Raw genomic sequence first — 18,340 nt, 5'->3', positions numbered from 1 at the left:
TATCCCCAGCGAGTGGGAATGATCCAAAAACATTGAGAACGTGGGTAAATACTGACTACTAACAAGTTTCCATTCAATTAATATCCCCAGCGAGTGGGAATATTACTATTGACCGTCGTTAGATAAGTATGGGATAGTTTCCATTCAATTAATATCCCCAGCGAGTGGGAATATAAAGAAAAATACAAAAAGCAGTTTTTAGATGTTTCCATTCAATTAATATCCCCAGCGAGTGGGAATATGATCACATTGATTTTGAGGGAATTACAGACTGTTTAGTGTTTCCATTCAATTAATATCCCCAGCGAGTGGGAATATCCTGGAGCTTGTACTCAAGTTAGTGACACTATTGAAAGTGTTTCCATTCAATTAATATCCCCAGCGAGTGGGAATCCCTTCATTTTAAACCCTTACTGGGTAAGGAGTCTAGACCCACTTTCCGAAGGTCAGCAAAAACCACCGCCAACCAGCCCATAAAACTACCATTAAAAACCGCGTAACCCTTATCCAATAAGCAACCGAAGTTCACAACCATAAAATCAACACTTCAGCCATTTTATCTAAACCATAGCTAACGCCACGCTGCGCTATCGGCAACAACTAAATGATAATTGAACTAGGTGGTTCAATCACAGGTATTCCCACACCCCAAGTTTCCACTTGAGATAGAGTATGTCGAGACAAAGGATAAAACCTGACATTATCCTCTTCTAACTTCAATTTTTTCCTCAACTGACGACGTAAATCTTGATATTTTTCTGTACTCAATTGACATTCAAACACAGAATACTGTACACGCTGTCCATAACCTTCCAATAAATCAGCTACTTTTTTGCGCCGTTTATTACAGGGAATATCATAAGCAATCACATACAAAAACATAAGTAGGTTAGCATTGAAAATTGTCGTTATGGGAAGGCAAGAGGCAAGAGGCAAGAGGCAAGAGGCAAGAGTGAAGAAGCTTTGGGCGATTTTACTTTTCTTTACACACTTTGGTTTTATTGTGTTCACCTACTTAATATAATTTTAGTCAATTCGATAGGGTTGATAATGATGACTAGGATTGTAAACAAACTGCTTAAAAGCCCTCACCTGTTTAGTTAATAAATCCCATTTTGGTTGTTTAATTCCCTCATCAGTTTGTATTTCTTCAGACATCCTTTGTAAAAACGCCCGAAGAAATTTCTTCCTTCCCGCATCATTCAAATAACAGCCACCATTTTTAAACTCAAAATCAGATTCAGCACTAACGATTTTGCGATTAATTAACCACATCACTAAAGAATCTATAAATGGGGCGCGAAACTCCTCAATTAAATCAGAAGCTAATGCCGCATGACCATCATGAGCCTGATGTAAACAGGCATAATAAGGGTCTAATCCTTGAATTTCAATTAACGCTAATAAATGATTCCAAAGAACTTGATAACCAAAACTGAGCATGGCATTCACTGGGTTTCCTGGAGGACGACGACTCCGACCGGAAAACACAAAATCAGGATTTGTTAAACATTCACTAAAAGCTGAAAAATATTGAGCCGCACCAGCACCTTCAAACCCCATTAACCGTTCTAAATTATCAGCCTGTGCTACTTGGTCAGCTAGATAATCTAAACTTTGTAAAACCCGTTCTAAAAGCTCCGATTCCTTTTTTTTCCTTTGTCTTCGCAACAACACCCTACTATTTTTTAACTTACCTTTAATCATAGCCCTAGCAGTAATCAACTTTTCTACAGGAGATAATTGTTGTTGATAACGTGATAACTGCCGATATCCCCTAGAAATGGGTAAAATTCTGCCATAGCAATAACCCATGCGTGATAAGTAAGCAATAGGAATATCTCGCCATAAACAAGCACGAATAACTTGGGTGGTTAATTGGGATTTCCCAAAGATCAGAATTTGCTCTAACAGAGGTAACTGGACTTCAGCATATACAGTTTCCCCTTGCTTAACTAGCAAAGTTTCTTTTTGTAAACACACATAGCAATTCTGCTCAGAAACATAAAGAGTTTGCATGAAATTATCAATTATTAACTCAAGTTGCTAGTTATCTCGTTGAAGCTGGTAATGGGTAATTGGTAATAGGTAATTGGTGAACACAATAAAACCAATCTGTGTAAAGAAAAGTAAAATCGCCCAAACCCTCTTCACTCTTGCCTCTTGCCTTTTGCCTCTTGCCTTGCCATAACGACGATTTTCAAGGCTAACCTACTTAATTGGTGATGAAAACAGAAATTTCATCCTGTTCATCCTTTAATCCTGGACATCCTGGTTCTGACAATTTACCTAACTAGCAACTTACATTATTAACGCCACCAACGTTGTAAATTAGATTTCTTGGGAGAACGATATTCACCGTTTCCAGAAGATGTTAATTCTGCATTCTGTTCCGGTTCTAACCACAAAACAACTCTAAGTAGGTGAACACAATAAAACCAAACTGTGTAAAGAAACGTAAAATCGCCCAAACCCTCTTCACTCTTGCCTCTTGCCTCTTGCCTTTTGCCTTGCCATAACGACAATTTTCAACGCCAACCTACTTATCGGCTGCACTGGCAACTATATAAGTAGCAACAGCGACTAACATAGTATTGATAATTACTGCTGCTAAACCTAAAGGTGCAATCAACAAAATCACTAAAGTAATACCACCATTAACAGTAGATATAGAAACATTTCTGACAGTGGCAGAACGTCGGGAAATATACATGGTGCTAAAAAGACTGACTTCAAAGTAATGATATTAGACTTCTCCGGTAAAGTAGAGACGTTCCATGGAACGTCTCTACTTTACCGGAGAAGTCTATTGACTACCATAACCGCAGAATTAGCCAAAAGCTAGAAAAAGGTTATAAACTAAATTATTATAGTTATCTTCCCTAAAGCAATATTGACAATGCTTACAGCCAATTTTTATTAGCATTCTAAATATTTTCTTTTTGCACTGAGATTAATTTACTATAAATTCCTGCCAGTGATTCCTTTACCATGCCTAAAAAACCTACTCATCCTTACACAGAACGGTTAGCGTTTGAACGCTTACTGCTGTTAATTGCTACATTATTAAAACATCCAGGTATAGGTAGTCCTGATTTTTTTGATCTCAGTAACAATGAGAATCATGATGCAATTAGTTCTGTGAAAGTATATCTGCAAAAATTAGCAGCAGAATTGGATATAGAATTACCCGCAGAATATCCAGCAATTCCGACATTACGCAAAGATTTAGAAACCCTCAGACGTTACGCTATCCTTGATCGGCGGATGTATCGTTGGGGATATTATTTAGGTACTGGTGCGCTTTCTATCGCAGAATTAAAAGTAGCATTTAATGCTTTAGCCTCTCAAGCTCAATATCAAGGTGATGCCCAAGCTAGACGCATTCATGAAACTCTTAGTAAAAGATTACGTGGGTTAGATATGGAACTCAAGGGTGATTTTTTTTATCCTACTCGGCAACATCTTAACCGGGCTATTATTCATACCGACCCAGAAGAAATGGTAATTCAGGGAGAAACCCGCGATACACTATTTCATAAATTACCATTATTAGAAAAAGCTATTAGTAAGGGAGAAGCCATTGAAATTTCTCGGAGTAATGACTTTTATGGTTTTAATCGGATTGGACGGATACAGATTTTTCCCCTACAATTAATTTACCATGATATTGCTTGGTATTTACTGTATGAATATTGTGAAAATGGACATTTAGCCATAGGAAGATTAAACCGTTTTAATAATCATTGTATTTTTATTAAAATCTTGCCCAGGGGTTTAGAAAAACAAAAAGAAAGTTTAGTTAAAGCATATAAGTTACTAGAAAATGGCTGGGGTTTAAATTTAGGTGAACCAGAACCGCAAAAATTAGAATTAGATGGAACTCTCAACTTAATTAATGTGAAAGTCCGGTTTTTTCCGCCAGTATCAGCATTTATTTTGGAAGGAGAGCGTCGTCATCCTCATCAAAAAATTACCACTGGATTGATTGATAAAACTGGGCAACATACTTATATAGAATATGCTGTAGATTTACCACCTCGGTCTTTAAATGAATTTAGCCGCTGGGTTTATCGTTATATGGACAAAGCAGAAATGTTGTCCCCTCCTCAATTAGTGGAACAACACCGCCAATCTGCACAAGCTTTATTTGACCGCTATTTTCATGGAGATAGGTAGGTTGGCGTTGAAAATTGTCGTTATAGCAAGGCAAGAGGCAAGAGTAAAGAAGTTTGCAGCGATTTTACGTTTCTTTACACAGTTTGGTTTTATTGTGTTCACCTACTTAGAGAACTCCACAAAAAAGATAATCCAATCTCGTGGGATGGGCATCCTGCCTGTCCTTGGTAATTAGCGGGCAAGATGCCCGCACCACAAGAAACTTTTGGGGATTTTTTTAATTGGAAGTCCCTTAAGTAGATAAACCGGAAAAAACTGAAATATGTAACAAAAAGTAAAGTTGCCCAAAACCTCTTCCTTCTTCCTGATTGTGCTAAAAATATGGTTAATTATGGATGTCACCATTAAAACCCTGCTCGTTTAAAAATTTATGGTTAATTCTAGTCTTGTTGCCACACTCTATGTTAATCCTGTGACAGGAAACGATGCTAATACTGGTTCTCGTTCTGATCCCCTCAAAACCATTACCCGCGCCCTTAAACAAGCGAAAACATCAACAATTATTCAGTTAGCCAGTGGAACTTACAGCACAGCCAATGGTGAAGTATTTCCCTTAGTCATTGCACCGGGAGTATTAGTAGTAGGAAATGAAGCAAATAAAGGTCAGGAAACGATTATTGCCGGCAGTGGGGAATATCAAAGCTCTAGTTTTGGAATACAGAATATTACATTACTCTTACTAGGTGATGCTAGTCTTTTAGGTATGACAGTGATGAATCCTGCCGCTAAAGGGACTGGGGCGTGGATTGAATCATCAATACCGACTGTAGCTAATAGTACATTTAAGGATTGTACTAGAGAAGGCATCTTCATTACCGGCAATAGCAAACCGGGGATTGTGGATAATTTATTTATTAATAACAAAGTCTGTGGGTTGGTCATAGCCAAGAATAGCAAAGGAGAAGTGCTGCGGAATGTATTTCAAGATAATGCTTTAGGCATAGCCATTAGTGACTTTGCCGCCCCTTTAGTCGCCAATAACCAACTTTTAGCCAATGGGACAGCGATCGCCCTATCTCGTGATGCTAAACCAGTATTACGGCGAAATCTGATCACCAGCAATACCCAAGGCGGTCTGTTAATCGCCGGTAATGCCACTCCCGATTTAGGCAGTCCCCAAGACCCAGCCGACAACATTTTTCGAGAACAGGGTAAATTCGATTTACAAAATGTCACAGATCAAAAAATTATCTCCGTCGGTAATCAATTAAGTGTTCCCCAGGTAATTGGGGCAATAGATTTCATCGCTGCTACCGCTGACACCCCCAGTCAAATTGGAGTTAGCAGTAGATTTGCTGATTTAGAAGGACATTGGGCGGCAGCCTTCGTCGAAGCCTTAGTCAGTAAAGATATTATTAACGGTTTTCCCGACGGCACTTTTCAACCAGCCACACCTGTTAACCGCGCCCAATACGCAGCCTTAATCACCAAAACATTCCAACTACCAGAAAGTAATCAACTAGATAAATTCAAAGATGTCAAATCCGACTTTTGGGCTGCCAAAGCCATAGCCAGTGCGTCCGATAGAGGCTTTTTGAAAGGCTTTCCCGATGGTACATTTCGACCCGGAAATAACATCACCAAAATTCAAGCAATAGTCTCCATTGTCAACGGTTTAAACTTGAGTGGTGGTAATCCTAACGTCTTAATGGTATACCGCGATCGCGCCCAAATTCCCAGCTACGCTACCAATGCCACCACCGTAGCTACGCAAAAACTATTAGTCGTCAATTATCCCCAACCAGATCAATTAGAACCACTGCGGGAAATTACCCGCGCGGAAATCGCAGTCCTAATTTATCAGGCATTAGTCGCCACCGGTCAAGAAAATCCCCTACCCTCCGCCTATATTGTCAAACCAGAGACAGAGATTCCCTCTTTTTCCGATATTGTTGGTCATTGGGCAGAACCATTTATTCGGGCATTAGTTAGTATGAACTTAACCCAGGGTTTTGCTGATGGCACATACCAACCAGATCAAGCCATGAGCCGCGCTCAATATACAGCTTTAATTGCTGCCGCCTTTAATCCCCCAGCCAAACGTCCGTCCCCAGAATTTACAGATATAGCCAAGGATTTTTGGGCAGCTAACGCCATTGAAATCGCAGCCAGAGGCGGTTTTGTGGGCGGATTTAGCGATCGCACCTTCCGTCCTACCCAAAACGTCCAACGGCTGCAAGTCATCGTCTCCCTAGTCAACGGACTGGGACTTGTGGCAAGTGATCAAAAAACCCTGACCTACATTGACCAAGAGAAAATTCCCGAATACGCCCGCACAGCCGTCACCATCGCCACCCAGCAAAAAATTATTGTTAATTATCCCGACCCCAATTTACTAGCACCAACCAGAGAAGCCACCCGTGCTGAAGTTGCTGCAATGGTGTATCAGGCATTAGTCACTAGTCAACGCACAAAAGTTATTAACTCACCATATATTGTTTTGCATATCAGCAATTGACAAGTAGAATAGAAAACACTGCCTATAATTTTTGCTGCTGGTGAAAAAAAACACTAATGTAGCCAAAAGTACGTTAGACTAGATGCGATGGGTGCAATGTTTATACCTATTGCCTATAACTCACAGCCCATGTTAACAACAGCCCCGGTCACTCAAACTTTCGCACCTCCTGCGGAACTAGCAGCTAAGTTATTAACTCACTACAGCTTTGATCTCAACGGATACAATGCCAGTGAGTTGATTAACCAATGGCAATCTGAATATCCCCTGCATTGGTTACACTTAGCAGTTATCGAAGCTTTGTATCAAGGTCGTTATAAAGCCGTATCTGTACAGCAAATCTTGAACTTTTGGCGACGAAAGGGCGAGACAACCTACCATTTCAATATGGAATTTGAGCGCATGATTTGTAGCAAATTCCCTGAACGGCTCACTTCTGCGCCTCTACAAGTTTTACCACCCACTAAACAGGAAATCAGGATGGAAGAATATAAAAATCTTCGTTTATTACCTGCTCCAGTGAGTTATAAGTATCAAATAAATAAGAATTTACAGCCAATAGAAGAAAACCGAGACTATGCTCCAAAAAGCCTAGCCCCAGTGCCTTCTTTTGGGCAATTAACCGGAAATATCAGACAAAAGCAAGTTATTGAGGAAATTTCACCCCCACCTGCCCAACAGTTAATGCTCACAGCAACAGCCAATCATCCTCCTATTGGTCAGTTTATGCCCCAAAAGAGCGATCGCACCGAATCCTTCACCTCCAAACTCAAATCCATGACCAGTGAAAGATTGGAGTTGGCATTTTAGTCAGTTGTTAGTTGTCAGTTGTCAGTGGTCAGTGGTCAGTTGTTACCCATTACCCATTACCCATTACCCATTACCCATTACTTCACAGTCTCAACCACTGATTTTAACCCTTTGCTATTAAAGAGGTTTACTGCTTTAGCGGCACTTTCTTGACTATTGAAAATTCCCACCTGCATCACCCTACGACCTTGCCAAACCTTGGGAAAAGCATCATTAACTAGAGAAACGACTAAATTCTCTTGCTGCTTATTGGCAACCATCACTAACACCCGGTAACTGACATTTTGACCAGTAGCCGTAGACATTTCGGGGTTTGATACAATAGCTGCTTGAGGGGCGACAAATTCAATAGCGCCCGAATCAAGTTGGGTATAATTAAACCGAGGGGAATCCGCTAAATTATTGGGTAATGATGGTAATTGATTGGGATTGGCAACAGGTTGAACTTTTAAGGGTGTTACCGTTCTTTGAGAGGGAGTAAAAGTGATAGGTTTGCGGACTGAACTTGGTGTTAGTGAAGGATTAGTACCAGAAATTCTGTCTGTAGATGCGGTTGTACCTTTCAAATCCACATTACCGCTGATGCGATCGCTAACCAAATTATTTCCAGCCGCAGAAATTACCAATTTAGCAGCTTTGGCATTGATGTCAAGACGACCATTATTGCGAAAGATATTCTTGCCTGGGTCATAACTACTACCTAAATCTGGTTTAGCTTGGGCAATTACAACTAGACCATCTTCTCTGTTATTTTGAATAAAATTATTCCTTAACATCGGTGTAGCATTGGCTTGGATAATAATCCCTGATCTGTTATTCTGAATTTGGTTAGCTACCACCACCGGAGACGCATTTTGGGCAATATTAATCCCAAAACCAGTTTCTTGAAAGATATTTTCCCTGATTTCGGGGCGAGCATTCCCAGAAATAGTTATGCCATTAGCACCATTGCGAACAAAAACATTTTTACTAATACTGGGTGTGCCATCACCAGCGATCGCAATTCCGTCTTGGGTATTATTAGTAAAGGTACTTTCCCGAACTACAATGTTACTGGATTCAATCCATAGTCCATAACCACGAGGATTGGTATTAGTAACGGTAACACCACTCAAACTAGCTTGGTTAGCACCAACAATAGTCACATTTTGACCACCAAACTTGCGACTGAGAAATTCGCCACCACCAGTAATTGTCACAGTTTGGCCTTTATTGTTAATATTGCCCTGAATGGCTATACCTGGTTTCAAAATTAAAGGAAATACTTCTCCACTTTGGGCGCTATATGTACCAGAAGAGAGGATAATTACACTATTGGATGGTGATGCTTCCAAGGCTTGGCTAATTGTCCGCCAAGGTGCGCTGATACTACCATTACCTGTTTTGTCATTTCCTGTACTGGGGTTGACAAATGACTGGTTAATCTGAGAAATTGTTTTTTCACCTTGAAGTATTTGTTCGCCGACCGTCGGAACTTGAGCAAATACACTACTTACACTTGTCATCAAGAGTATTGTACTCGTCACTCCTAAACCAACTGTTAAACTCAGAATTGAGCAACTCAGGGAGTTATGCAGGGTGTTCACAGATTTTTGGGGGATTATCATTGTTTCTAAAACTCCTCTGAAACTTATAGTAACAACACTGAAAGTCTATTTGGATCTGAGACTGGATATCAACAGCTATCTGGCAACTGCTATACAATCAATTTTTATACTATTTATATAGTAGTATGTCCATGATGTTACTTGTATCTTGACAAATTGACCGCGATTAGTTAGCAAATATTTAATAATCAAAATATTAAAATATGAATCAAGCTGGCTATTACTATAAAAACATTAAAAATGAGGTTTTGTAATGGTTTCAGCCCATAGTCACACACAACAAACTGTTTATCGCATTTTAGATGCTAATTTGGATCGCGCTCGTGAGGGTTTGCGAATTATTGAAGAGTGGTGTCGGTTTGGTTTAAATAATGCCCAGTTTTCAGGTATATGTAAACACTTGCGCCAAGAGTTGGGTGCTTGGCATACGGCAGAAATCCGCGCAGCCCGCGATACACCGGGTGATACAGGAACGGATTTAAGTCACCCCCAAGAGGAACAAAGGGCTGATATTACATCGCTATTACAGGCTAATTTTTGCCGTGTGCAAGAAGCATTGCGTGTATTAGAAGAATATGGCAAACTTTATCATGGAAATATGGGGATAGCTTGTAAACAAATGCGTTATCAGGTTTATACCCTAGAAAGTAATTTGATGGGTTATCAGCGTCATCAGTTATTATGGCGATCGCATTTATATCTAGTAACATCTCCCACAGATAACTTATTCGCCATTGCCGAAGCGGCTCTTCAAGGTGGTTTAACTCTGTTACAGTATCGGGAAAAGACTGCTGATGATTTAGTCCGCCTAGAACGGGCGACAAGACTGCGGGAATTATGTCACCATTACGGTGCTTTATTCATTATTAATGATCGGGTGGATTTGGCTTTGGCTGTGGACGCTGATGGTGTCCATTTGGGACAACAGGATATGCCCATTGCTATAGCGCGTCAATTACTAGGAACTCAGCGTATTATCGGACGCTCTACCACAAATCCTCAAGAAATGCAAGGGGCAATTGCCGAAGGTGCGGATTATATTGGTGTGGGACCTGTGTATGAAACACCGACGAAAGCGGGTAAAGCCGCAGCGGGTTTAGAATATGTGAAATATGTATCCCAAAATTGTCAAATTCCCTGGTTTGCGATTGGGGGAATAGATATGAGTAATTTGAATGATGTGATGAATGCAGGAGCGCAACGGGTAGCTGTAGTGCGATCGCTTATCGAATCAGATCAACCTACATTGTCAACTCAGTATTTTCTTTCGCAACTGCACCGAATTAAATAAATCAGGAATGTTGACAGTAATTATGGTAACTGTTCACACTCCCCCCTATCTTTAACGATGAAGTGTGGTCCTTAATATATCGTGTTACCATTATTAATAAATAACCTTGGGAGTTTGACAGATGAATAATTTTAATGTCATCACTTTACCCGATCAACTATATCAAGAACTACAAAAATTAGCTGAATCTGAAAATGATTCCATAGAATCTCAAGTTGTGACACTATTACATAAAGCCTTACAGGAAAAACAACAGCAAACAGAAACACAACGTCGTCAAAATGTTCTAAAAGTCCTAGAGGAAAGTCGCAATCGTCGGCGCTTAAATCCTGCCGATTTTGGATTACCAGATAGTACAGAAATGATTAGAGCAGATCGGGACAGATGACTACTACTTTTAGATGCGTATTAGATACCAGCGTGTGTATCAAATATTTTATTGCAGATCCACTCACCCCTAAAGTTATTGAACTTTTTGCTCATCTTGCTTATCCACCTTTACCATGACAATACCTTGGTCAAAACCCTGAAACCCTTGATTTTTCATTGGTCTACGTAGGTGGACTTCGTTTGTGTAGTAGCGGTAGTAGCGATTTATAATCGCCGTCAACTATAAATGTAACCCAAACTCCTATAATTTTTATAATTCCTAAATTCAAAGTTTTTATTTATGTCCAATCAAATTCATCTCCAAGTCAATGGAGAAACGCGAAATTGTGTATCCCCAACTGCTTTACCAGAATTACTGCAACAGTTGGGTTTTAATCTGCGCTTAATCGCAGTAGAATACAACGGTGAAATATTACATCGTCAATTTTGGACAGAAACTCAAATCAAAAATGGCGATCGCTTAGAAGTAGTCACAATAGTTGGTGGTGGTTAGTTCAACAAGCAGGAATAGATTCAGGACTATATAACCAGCAATGATAGGTTTTCCGTATTTTAAGGATTACAAATCGGCAGATTTTAAGCTAATTAGTTCTTATTTGCGGGATACTCAATATTACAAAACAAAGTGCATAATGTGACAGACAAAAAATTGTTATGGGTAGGAATTGGTTGTCAAAAGGGAGTTTCTCAGAACCTAATTAATACTGCAATTAAACAGGTTTTTCAAGAATACCAACTTATATATAGTGAAATATCTGGAATTGCAACTATTGATAAGAAAGCCTCAGAAATTGGTTTAGTAGAATTTTGTAACTCAGAACAGTTACTTTTGAAAGTCTTTAGTGCTGAACTTTTAAATAGTGTCCTTGTTCCCCATCCTAATCATAGTATTACTAAGTTTGTGGAAACATCTAGCGTAGCTGAGGCTTCGGCTATGCTGGCAGTCTCGAAAATCACATCTGCGAAAATAATATTATTAGTTCCTAAACAGATTTTTCGATTATCAGGGGAAATGGGAGCAGTCACAGTAGCTGTGGCTAAAAGTGATTAGAAACTAAATATTTAGTCAAGCATATTAACTATTTGGTTAATAATACCAGAGACAATTGATAAAACAATTGAACCTAAAAAAGCAGGAATAAAACCCCGAATTTCAAAACCATAACCGGGAGTTATCGCACTAGCAAACCATAGAGTTAAACCATTAATTACAAGGGTAAATAAACCTAAAGTTATTAAGGTAATGGGAAATGCTAAAATCTGCAAAATTGGCCGGACAATGGCATTTACTAAACCAATGATAACAGCGGCAATTAAGGCAGCAGTAAAACTCGTGAGAATAATTCCGGGGACAATTTTAGAGGTAATTAACAATGCTACCGCAGTACCAAGCCAAGTTAAAATAAAGTGCTTCATAGTTTAATGTTAAGTAGGTTGGCGTTGAAAATTGTCGTTATGGCAAAGCAAAAGGCAAGAGGCAAGAGGCAAGAGGGTTTGGGCGATTTTACGTTTCTTTACACAGTTTGTTTTTATTGTGTTCACCTACTTATTGGGAAGTGCGTTTTAAGAAAACTTTCCATGTACCACCACCGACTACACCGTCAGGTTTTAAGCCATAACGAACTTGTGCAGCTTTGACTGCGGTTTCTGTGGATAGTCCGAAATATCCGTCTATTTTACCATTTAAGAACCCCAAGTTTTGTAGTTGTTTTTGCAATTTAATCACTTCTGTACCACTCATGGGTAAACGCAAAATTGGCCATCCTTCGTCAGTATATTGGATACCGGGCATTTGTTGATGGGGAGGAGTGGGTTGAATGCTGGTATTTTGTGGATTTTTGGTGGTTGGGCGTTTGGTAATTTGTGGTTTTGTAACTCTTACCGGTTGGGTGGGAACAGTTGTAAAACTACTGGCAGGTTTGGCTGTGGTAGCGGTAATAGTTGAGGGGCTGGGAAATAGTTTTTGCCATGTGATATTATCTACATTACCAGTGGGGTTTAAACTGGCAGCTTGTTGAAATTGGGCAACGGCAATGACTGTACTTTGTTGATATTTACCATCTACAGCGCCCGCGTAAAAGCCTAAAAGTTTTAAAGCGGCTTGAAGTTCGGTAACTCGTTCACCTTGACTACCCATGTTCAGGGACGGACGATTAATTTTAATGTCTGTGTTAACTTGGACAATTTTGAGTGGTGTGGCTGTGGAAATGAACCCAGTGGAAGTAATTAAGGCGGGTGTTGTGGTTAACAAGATTAAGCAATACCAAGAATTTGCGCCCATGTTGGGAATACTAGCTATCAAAGTATTTTTCATACAACTTTTGTATAATTTTCTGATGCTGATCTTACACCTATTGCGATCGCTTTGTTAGTTGTTAATTTTTTGGGCATGAAGATCAAACATCACCGCATATTTCCAGGATTTTACTAGGTTGGGTTTTCTTGCGTCAACCCAACCTAGTAAGTAATTGGACAAAAATATTTACAGTCATTGCGAGCGAAGGGAAGCAATCACAACCCTTGGAATTGCTTGATTTCACTTCGTTCCATATGGCTAACGCCACGCTGCGCTAACGCAATGACATTGTGTAATTAATTCTGTCTCACTACTTAAATTTAAGGTTTCACAAAATAGCTGTCTGAATGGCTTCTTCTGGTCCAACTAAAGATAGGTATGGTGCTTGTAAATACTTACAAGCGGATGTAATTGCTTCCGTTGCAGTGACATTATTAATTAATTCGGGAAATTGTTGATCAAATTCAATCCCTAAACCCAAAATTTCGTACCAACCATATATTTGAGCAATATGTCCATTAGTTTGTTTACCCAAAGCATATTGACCAATGATTTTATTTTTAGCAGTTTGTAATGCTTCTGCTGACAGTTCGGTGCTACACAATAGTTCTACTTCCTGGCGAAGTCCATTAAAAGCAACTTTGGTATTTTCCGGTGCAGTGCCAATATAAACTACAAAGGCAGCGGGAAAAAGTCGAGTTGAATAAATAGCAGATACGTCATAAGCTAAACCTTGCTTTTCCCGTAATTCTACAAATAAACGACTAGAAAGACCATTGCCTAAATAGGTAGCAAGTAACTTGAGGGCTGCATATTCTGGGTTAGTTACTGATGGTCCTAAATAACCCAGCATGATAATTGATTGTTGTGTATTTAAGGGTTTGAGGCAAGGTTTAGGTGATACAGTAATTGGTGGTAAATTCAGGGTAGGTTGGGCAGAATTTGGTATTTCCCAATCACCAAAAATCTTTGTTACTAATTTCTCAGCTTCTGCTGGGGTAATGCGTCCAGCAATGCTAATGACAATATTATCAGGACGGAAATGAGTTTGGTGATATTCTACTAAGTCAGACCGGGTAATGCTGCTCATCGTTGTTTCATCACCTAAAACTGACATAGAATAGGGATGATTTGGGTACATTACCTGACGCAATTGTTCAAAAGCCAGACTAAAAGGTTGCTCTTTTTGGGAACGAATATCTTGGATTGCTAACCGCTTTTCTAGTTCTACCTGATTTTCAGGAAAAGTAGGCGATCGCAATAATTGTCCGGCTAATGATAAAATGTCAATAAAATCAGTAGTGACAGTTTTCAAAGATAGCAAAAAATAGTCTGTAGCCGCATCTGTGCTTAAACTAGCTCCCACAGATTCAACTTTTTCGGCAATTTCTAAACTCGATAAACCATCACATCCCTTTGTCATCACCGCTGACAACAAATGAGCTAACCCTGCTTTTTCTCGCTGTTCATGACAACTACCAGCGCGAATAAAAATCCGTCCCGCAATAATATCAGCAGCTTGATTTTCTGATACTAACAAAACAATGCCATTACTTAATACGGTGCGATGAATCAGAGAGCGACTATTAATAGTTTGCATTTTCAGTTAATAATTAACAAGGTTTGAGCATGGTGACCGCATAATTAGCTGATGAAAGATACTGTTGAGCTAATTTTTGCAGTTCTTGAGGATTGAAAGACTGGATTTCTTGAGGATAGGTAACAGCTAATTCAGCGTTAGCAATAGTATGATAATAACCATAAAAATTAGTTAGCTGATTTGGTGTTTCCGTAGAAAAGGCATAATCATTACATAAAAACCTTTGAATACGATTTAGTTCTGACGTGCTAATTTCTTGATCTTGTAATTCTTGTAAATGATCACAAATCAAATCCTCAACTCGTTCTAGATATTCTGATTCTAACCAAGCCGTAATTGTCAATAAACTTGATTCTTGTTGGAGAGAAAAATTACAGCAAATCTCTTGAACAAGTTGCTTTTCTTCCCGCAAATCAGATACTAACCGAGAAATTCTCCCTTCTCCTAGCAGGACTGATAATAATTCTAAACCATGAACAGCCCGAATTTCTTCTACTCCCGGTACTTTCCAAGCCATCATTAACCGCGCTTGTTCTAGTCTGGGTAAGATTAACTCATGACGACGAATTCCGTTAATTAGCGGTGCTGGAACTTTGGTAAATTGGGGACAATTATCCCGTTGCGGAAAATCTGCAAACGAACGGTTAACCAATTCCCTCGCGGCTTTTTCACCAATTCCTCCCACCACAACCACAGTCATATTTTCTGGTTGATAGTAACTGCGATAAAAGCAGCGCATAGCTTCCGGGGAATGCTGCATTAATTCTTCCTCAGTTCCCAGTACAGAACGTCCATAAGGGTGGCGTTGGTAAACATTTTTCACAAGAGATTGAAAACCAACCCAATCGGGATCATCATTGTAACTACGGATTTCTTCTAACACCACATCCCGTTCTCTGATAAATTCATCGTCAGGAATGGCTGCATTCAGGAGTAATTCCCCTAAATGGGGAAGAGTATGCTCTAGGTGATTAGCAGCGGTTGTAATGGAATAATGGGCGTAATCGTGGCTTGTTGCGGCATTACTCACCCCGCCAATTTTTTCGATGTGATAATCAAATTCTCCAGGAAGCAGGTTTGATGTCCCTTTGAAAATCATGTGTTCTAGAAAATGTGCCATTCCAAACCAAGGTTCTGGTTCTAGGTTAGTTCCCGCACGCACCCAAACGTCAGCTACCACTACGGGTGTAGTGGATATCTCTTGGTGAATGAGTGTTAAACCATTATCTAGTTTGACAACAGAACCGGGAAACACATTGTTAGTTAGTTGTTTTGACAATTTTTATAGTTTCAAGCACAATATAATTTTGTCATTCTAACCTTGTATTTGCTAAAAAATAAAGTTAAGTCATACAGATTTAGTAAATCACCAAGTTTTACGGATAAACAATGCTTACACTCATCCCAGTCTCAAATTGTATGGCTGCAAAAATAACCAATACGTCCAACCAGCCAAATGAATAGCTACAATAATCCAATAAACTGACTGATAGGAAGACTTTTTACTCTTATGGTGAAGTGTATTCTGAGCAATAAAACCACCAATCCATCCACCGATTAACTCCCAGAAATGTAAAGTTTGTTCAGGAGTACGCCAATTTCCATCAGTTGCTTGTTTTTTATCATGTGCATAAAACCAATAAGTAATTAATCCTGTCATTGGATAAATAGCTATCGGTAAAGGATTTCTATAAATCATTGACAGCTTGACTGTTCCCCAAATAGGTAAAATTGATAAAACAAGTAAACCAATCATCCACCCTAGAAATTTCTCCTGAATAGAGGCGTTAATAGCCGTGAGTTTGCCTTTTTCATCAGTTGTTAGTTGGTATTTAATAATATCTCCTTCTTGAGGGCGTTTGCGCTTATTTCTTAAACTGGAGATATGCAAGAAAACTTTCTTTTCTGTATCATCTAATTGAATAAATCCAAATCCGCGATCATCTTTCCAGATCGTTAATTTCCCTTTGTGCATTTAAAAATTTTTGAGGTTATTTAACTTGATTGTGGTTTAATTAATTTTATACATTATTTTTGTGTATAATAAACTAAAAATATTAAATGTTTTTATGAAGACACGCCCAGGAATTTTATTACTTACTTTAGTCATCCCTGGTTTATTGGTAGTATTGATATCCCTTTATTATTTTGGTACTGATTATGACGCACTAATAAAAGCTGAAAATTATTTAGAAAAATTGGTAAAAGAGGAAAAGCCTAATGAAAGAACTTTACAATTTGCATATCATCGAGCTTTAGCCCATCGAATTAATGTTTTTGCTGATGCTACTTGGGGATTATTGGGAGGTGTGATTACAGCAGTGGGAATACATGGTTTAGTGATGTTGAAGGAGAAAGATTAAAACACTTCCTCCTATTAATTTAAACGGCTAAATTTTCCGTTTTCCAAGTTGCCAAATCTGCCAAGGATCTATCCCGATAACGTCCGTATTTTTCCGGTTTACTCTTAATTTTCACACCCAAATCTGGCACAATGCCAAAATTAGGAGCCATCGGTTGAAAATGCTTTGGTGCGGCGGATCTGATAAACTCAAATAAAGCCCCCATCATCGTTGTCACGGGCAAAATTAGGGGTTCTTTTCCTAAAGCTAATCTAGCAGCATTTGTTCCCGCTAACCAACCTCCAGCAGATGCAGCAGTATAACCTTCTGTTCCTATTAATTGTCCCGCAGCCAATAACGTTGGACGTTCTTTAAATTGCAAACTTGCAGACATCAACTGTGGTGCATTTAAAAAAGTATTGCGGTGCATGACTCCTAATCTGACAAACTCGGCTTTTTCTAAACCGGGAATCATTTGAAATACTCTTTTTTGTTCACCCCAACGTAAATTAGTTTGAAAACCTACCATATTCCAAAGTTGACCGGCTTTATCTTCTTGTCGTAATTGAATTACCGCATAATTACGTTCTCCATTGCGAGGATCAGATAAACCCACTGGTTTGAGCGGTCCATAACGCATGGTATCTTCTCCCCGTCTTGCCATTTCTTCAATTGGTAAACAAGCTTCAAAAAATTTCGCTGTTTCTTTTTCAAAGTCTTTTAATTCTGTTTGTTCCGCTTGACAAAGTGCTTCTCGAAATTGTAAATACTGCTCTTTATTCATCGGACAATTTAGATAAGCTGCCTCACCTTTGTCATAGCGAGAAGCCATAAAAGCAATATCTTTATTGATAGAATCTCCCGTAATAATGGGACTCGCAGCATCAAAAAAGTTGAGATATTCCATCCCCGTAAATCGCTGTAAATCTGCGCCTAAATCGGGACTGGTTAAAGGACCAGAAGCTAAAACAACAATACCTTCAGGAATTGCGGTAACTTCCCCGCGACGGAAATCAATTAAAGGGTGATTTGCTAAGGTTTGGGTTAGATCTTCCCCAAATTGTCCTCTGTCTACCGCTAAAGCCCCACCAGCGGGGACTGCGTGTTCATCTGCTTTGGAAATGACAATAGAACCGAGTTGGCGTAATTCTTCGTGTAAGAGACCGGCAGCGCGATCGCTCGCCATAGCCCCGAAAGAGTTACTACAGACCAATTCTGCCAAATTTTCGGTATGATGGGCAGGACTGAAGCGTTTAGGGCGCATCTCGTGGAGAATCACAGGCACGCCAGCTTGGGCTATTTGCCATGCTGCTTCTGTTCCCGCGAGTCCGCCGCCAATTACTTGTATCGGTTCTTGTGTCATAGCC

General features: G+C 39.4%; 19 protein-coding genes, 1 pseudogene and 1 CRISPR repeat array (1 of these 21 running past the window's edge). Of the genes and pseudogenes, 8 read left to right on the top strand and 12 right to left on the bottom strand.

Features of this window, described 5'->3' with window-relative positions:
- Positions 1 to 393: direct repeats of the CRISPR family, unit length 36 nt; unit sequence GTTTCCATTCAATTAATATCCCCAGCGAGTGGGAAT; it reaches 239 nt to the left of the window's first position.
- A 207-nt stretch (positions 394 to 600) separates the two neighbouring features.
- From cas2 to csx18, 4 genes and pseudogenes are all read right to left on the bottom strand, one after another.
- Complete coding sequence (gene cas2 / locus AN486_RS00375) at positions 601 to 882, bottom strand: CRISPR-associated endonuclease Cas2 (RefSeq protein WP_039203883.1); 282 nt, start codon at positions 880 to 882, stop codon at positions 601 to 603.
- A 144-nt stretch (positions 883 to 1,026) separates the two neighbouring features.
- Entirely contained in the window at positions 1,027 to 2,019 is a 993-nt protein-coding gene (cas1, locus tag AN486_RS00370; RefSeq protein WP_290598560.1) for a CRISPR-associated endonuclease Cas1, read from the bottom strand.
- A 290-nt stretch (positions 2,020 to 2,309) separates the two neighbouring features.
- Complete coding sequence (locus AN486_RS00365) at positions 2,310 to 2,525, bottom strand: hypothetical protein (protein ID WP_081424284.1); 216 nt, start codon at positions 2,523 to 2,525, stop codon at positions 2,310 to 2,312.
- A 17-nt stretch (positions 2,526 to 2,542) separates the two neighbouring features.
- Positions 2,543 to 2,713: pseudogene (csx18, locus tag AN486_RS00360) on the bottom strand (CRISPR-associated protein Csx18); the annotation flags it as partial.
- A gap of 278 nt (positions 2,714 to 2,991) precedes the next feature.
- On the opposite strand from csx18, the gene AN486_RS00355 reads away from it, so the two are divergent.
- From AN486_RS00355 to AN486_RS00345, 3 genes are all read left to right on the top strand, one after another.
- Positions 2,992 to 4,179 carry a WYL domain-containing protein gene (locus tag AN486_RS00355; RefSeq protein WP_039203888.1) on the top strand — a complete coding sequence of 396 codons (1,188 nt, stop codon included), beginning with the start codon at positions 2,992 to 2,994 and terminating at the stop codon, positions 4,177 to 4,179.
- Between the two features lie 370 nt (positions 4,180 to 4,549).
- Positions 4,550 to 6,637 carry an S-layer homology domain-containing protein gene (locus AN486_RS00350; RefSeq protein ID WP_290598555.1) on the top strand — a complete coding sequence of 696 codons (2,088 nt, stop codon included), beginning with the start codon at positions 4,550 to 4,552 and terminating at the stop codon, positions 6,635 to 6,637.
- Between the two features lie 96 nt (positions 6,638 to 6,733).
- The gene (locus AN486_RS00345; protein WP_233455537.1) at positions 6,734 to 7,447 is read left to right on the top strand and encodes a hypothetical protein; all 714 of its coding nucleotides are present in this window, start codon (positions 6,734 to 6,736) and stop codon (positions 7,445 to 7,447) included.
- Positions 7,448 to 7,524: 77 nt separating this feature from the next.
- Here AN486_RS00345 and AN486_RS00340 read toward each other — a convergent pair whose 3' ends face one another.
- Positions 7,525 to 8,952, bottom strand: coding sequence for a DUF1565 domain-containing protein (locus AN486_RS00340; protein WP_234413425.1), 1,428 nt, complete (start codon positions 8,950 to 8,952; stop codon positions 7,525 to 7,527).
- A 355-nt stretch (positions 8,953 to 9,307) separates the two neighbouring features.
- Here AN486_RS00340 and AN486_RS00335 point away from each other — a divergent pair, with 355 nt between their 5' ends.
- Positions 9,308 to 10,345 carry a thiamine phosphate synthase gene (locus AN486_RS00335; RefSeq protein WP_053540378.1) on the top strand — a complete coding sequence of 346 codons (1,038 nt, stop codon included), beginning with the start codon at positions 9,308 to 9,310 and terminating at the stop codon, positions 10,343 to 10,345.
- Positions 10,346 to 10,466: 121 nt separating this feature from the next.
- Positions 10,467 to 10,733, top strand: coding sequence for a hypothetical protein (locus AN486_RS00330; RefSeq protein ID WP_290598552.1), 267 nt, complete (start codon positions 10,467 to 10,469; stop codon positions 10,731 to 10,733).
- 75 nt (positions 10,734 to 10,808) lie between these two features.
- On the opposite strand, the gene AN486_RS00325 is transcribed toward AN486_RS00330, so the two are convergent.
- Complete coding sequence (locus tag AN486_RS00325) at positions 10,809 to 10,955, bottom strand: hypothetical protein (RefSeq protein ID WP_290598550.1); 147 nt, start codon at positions 10,953 to 10,955, stop codon at positions 10,809 to 10,811.
- 60 nt (positions 10,956 to 11,015) lie between these two features.
- On the opposite strand from AN486_RS00325, the gene thiS reads away from it, so the two are divergent.
- Positions 11,016 to 11,228 (top strand): sulfur carrier protein ThiS, encoded by a 213-nt coding sequence (thiS, locus tag AN486_RS00320; RefSeq protein WP_168636610.1) that lies wholly within the window; start codon positions 11,016 to 11,018, stop codon positions 11,226 to 11,228.
- Positions 11,229 to 11,369: 141 nt separating this feature from the next.
- Positions 11,370 to 11,786, top strand: a complete 417-nt coding sequence (locus AN486_RS00315) for a cobalamin biosynthesis protein (RefSeq protein ID WP_234413230.1) — start codon at positions 11,370 to 11,372, stop codon at positions 11,784 to 11,786.
- 11 nt (positions 11,787 to 11,797) lie between these two features.
- Here AN486_RS00315 and AN486_RS00310 read toward each other — a convergent pair whose 3' ends face one another.
- The 5 genes from AN486_RS00310 to AN486_RS00290 form a co-directional block, all read right to left on the bottom strand.
- Complete coding sequence (locus tag AN486_RS00310; RefSeq protein ID WP_168636611.1) at positions 11,798 to 12,151, bottom strand: phage holin family protein; 354 nt, start codon at positions 12,149 to 12,151, stop codon at positions 11,798 to 11,800.
- A gap of 130 nt (positions 12,152 to 12,281) precedes the next feature.
- Positions 12,282 to 13,049, bottom strand: coding sequence for a peptidoglycan-binding domain-containing protein (locus AN486_RS00305; RefSeq protein ID WP_168636612.1), 768 nt, complete (start codon positions 13,047 to 13,049; stop codon positions 12,282 to 12,284).
- 310 nt (positions 13,050 to 13,359) lie between these two features.
- Positions 13,360 to 14,631 carry a pitrilysin family protein gene (locus AN486_RS00300; RefSeq protein WP_190383134.1) on the bottom strand — a complete coding sequence of 424 codons (1,272 nt, stop codon included), beginning with the start codon at positions 14,629 to 14,631 and terminating at the stop codon, positions 13,360 to 13,362.
- Between the two features lie 13 nt (positions 14,632 to 14,644).
- Positions 14,645 to 15,886 carry a pitrilysin family protein gene (locus AN486_RS00295; protein WP_053540360.1) on the bottom strand — a complete coding sequence of 414 codons (1,242 nt, stop codon included), beginning with the start codon at positions 15,884 to 15,886 and terminating at the stop codon, positions 14,645 to 14,647.
- Positions 15,887 to 16,030: 144 nt separating this feature from the next.
- A complete protein-coding gene (locus AN486_RS00290) occupies positions 16,031 to 16,606 on the bottom strand; it encodes a cold shock and DUF1294 domain-containing protein (protein ID WP_053540359.1) in 576 nt (191 codons plus the stop codon).
- A 94-nt stretch (positions 16,607 to 16,700) separates the two neighbouring features.
- On the opposite strand from AN486_RS00290, the gene AN486_RS00285 reads away from it, so the two are divergent.
- Positions 16,701 to 16,994 (top strand): hypothetical protein, encoded by a 294-nt coding sequence (locus AN486_RS00285; RefSeq protein WP_053540358.1) that lies wholly within the window; start codon positions 16,701 to 16,703, stop codon positions 16,992 to 16,994.
- Between the two features lie 19 nt (positions 16,995 to 17,013).
- On the opposite strand, the gene trmFO is transcribed toward AN486_RS00285, so the two are convergent.
- Positions 17,014 to 18,336, bottom strand: a complete 1,323-nt coding sequence (gene trmFO / locus AN486_RS00280; RefSeq protein WP_027404427.1) for an FADH(2)-oxidizing methylenetetrahydrofolate--tRNA-(uracil(54)-C(5))-methyltransferase TrmFO — start codon at positions 18,334 to 18,336, stop codon at positions 17,014 to 17,016.
- Between the last annotated feature and the right edge of the window lie 4 nt (positions 18,337 to 18,340).

This window comes from Anabaena sp. AL93 (genome assembly GCF_001672085.1).
Lineage (GTDB): Bacteria > Cyanobacteriota > Cyanobacteriia > Cyanobacteriales > Nostocaceae > Dolichospermum > Dolichospermum heterosporum.
The sequence above is the reverse complement of the archived record's forward strand: the minus strand, read 5'-3'. Positions and strand labels throughout refer to the sequence as shown.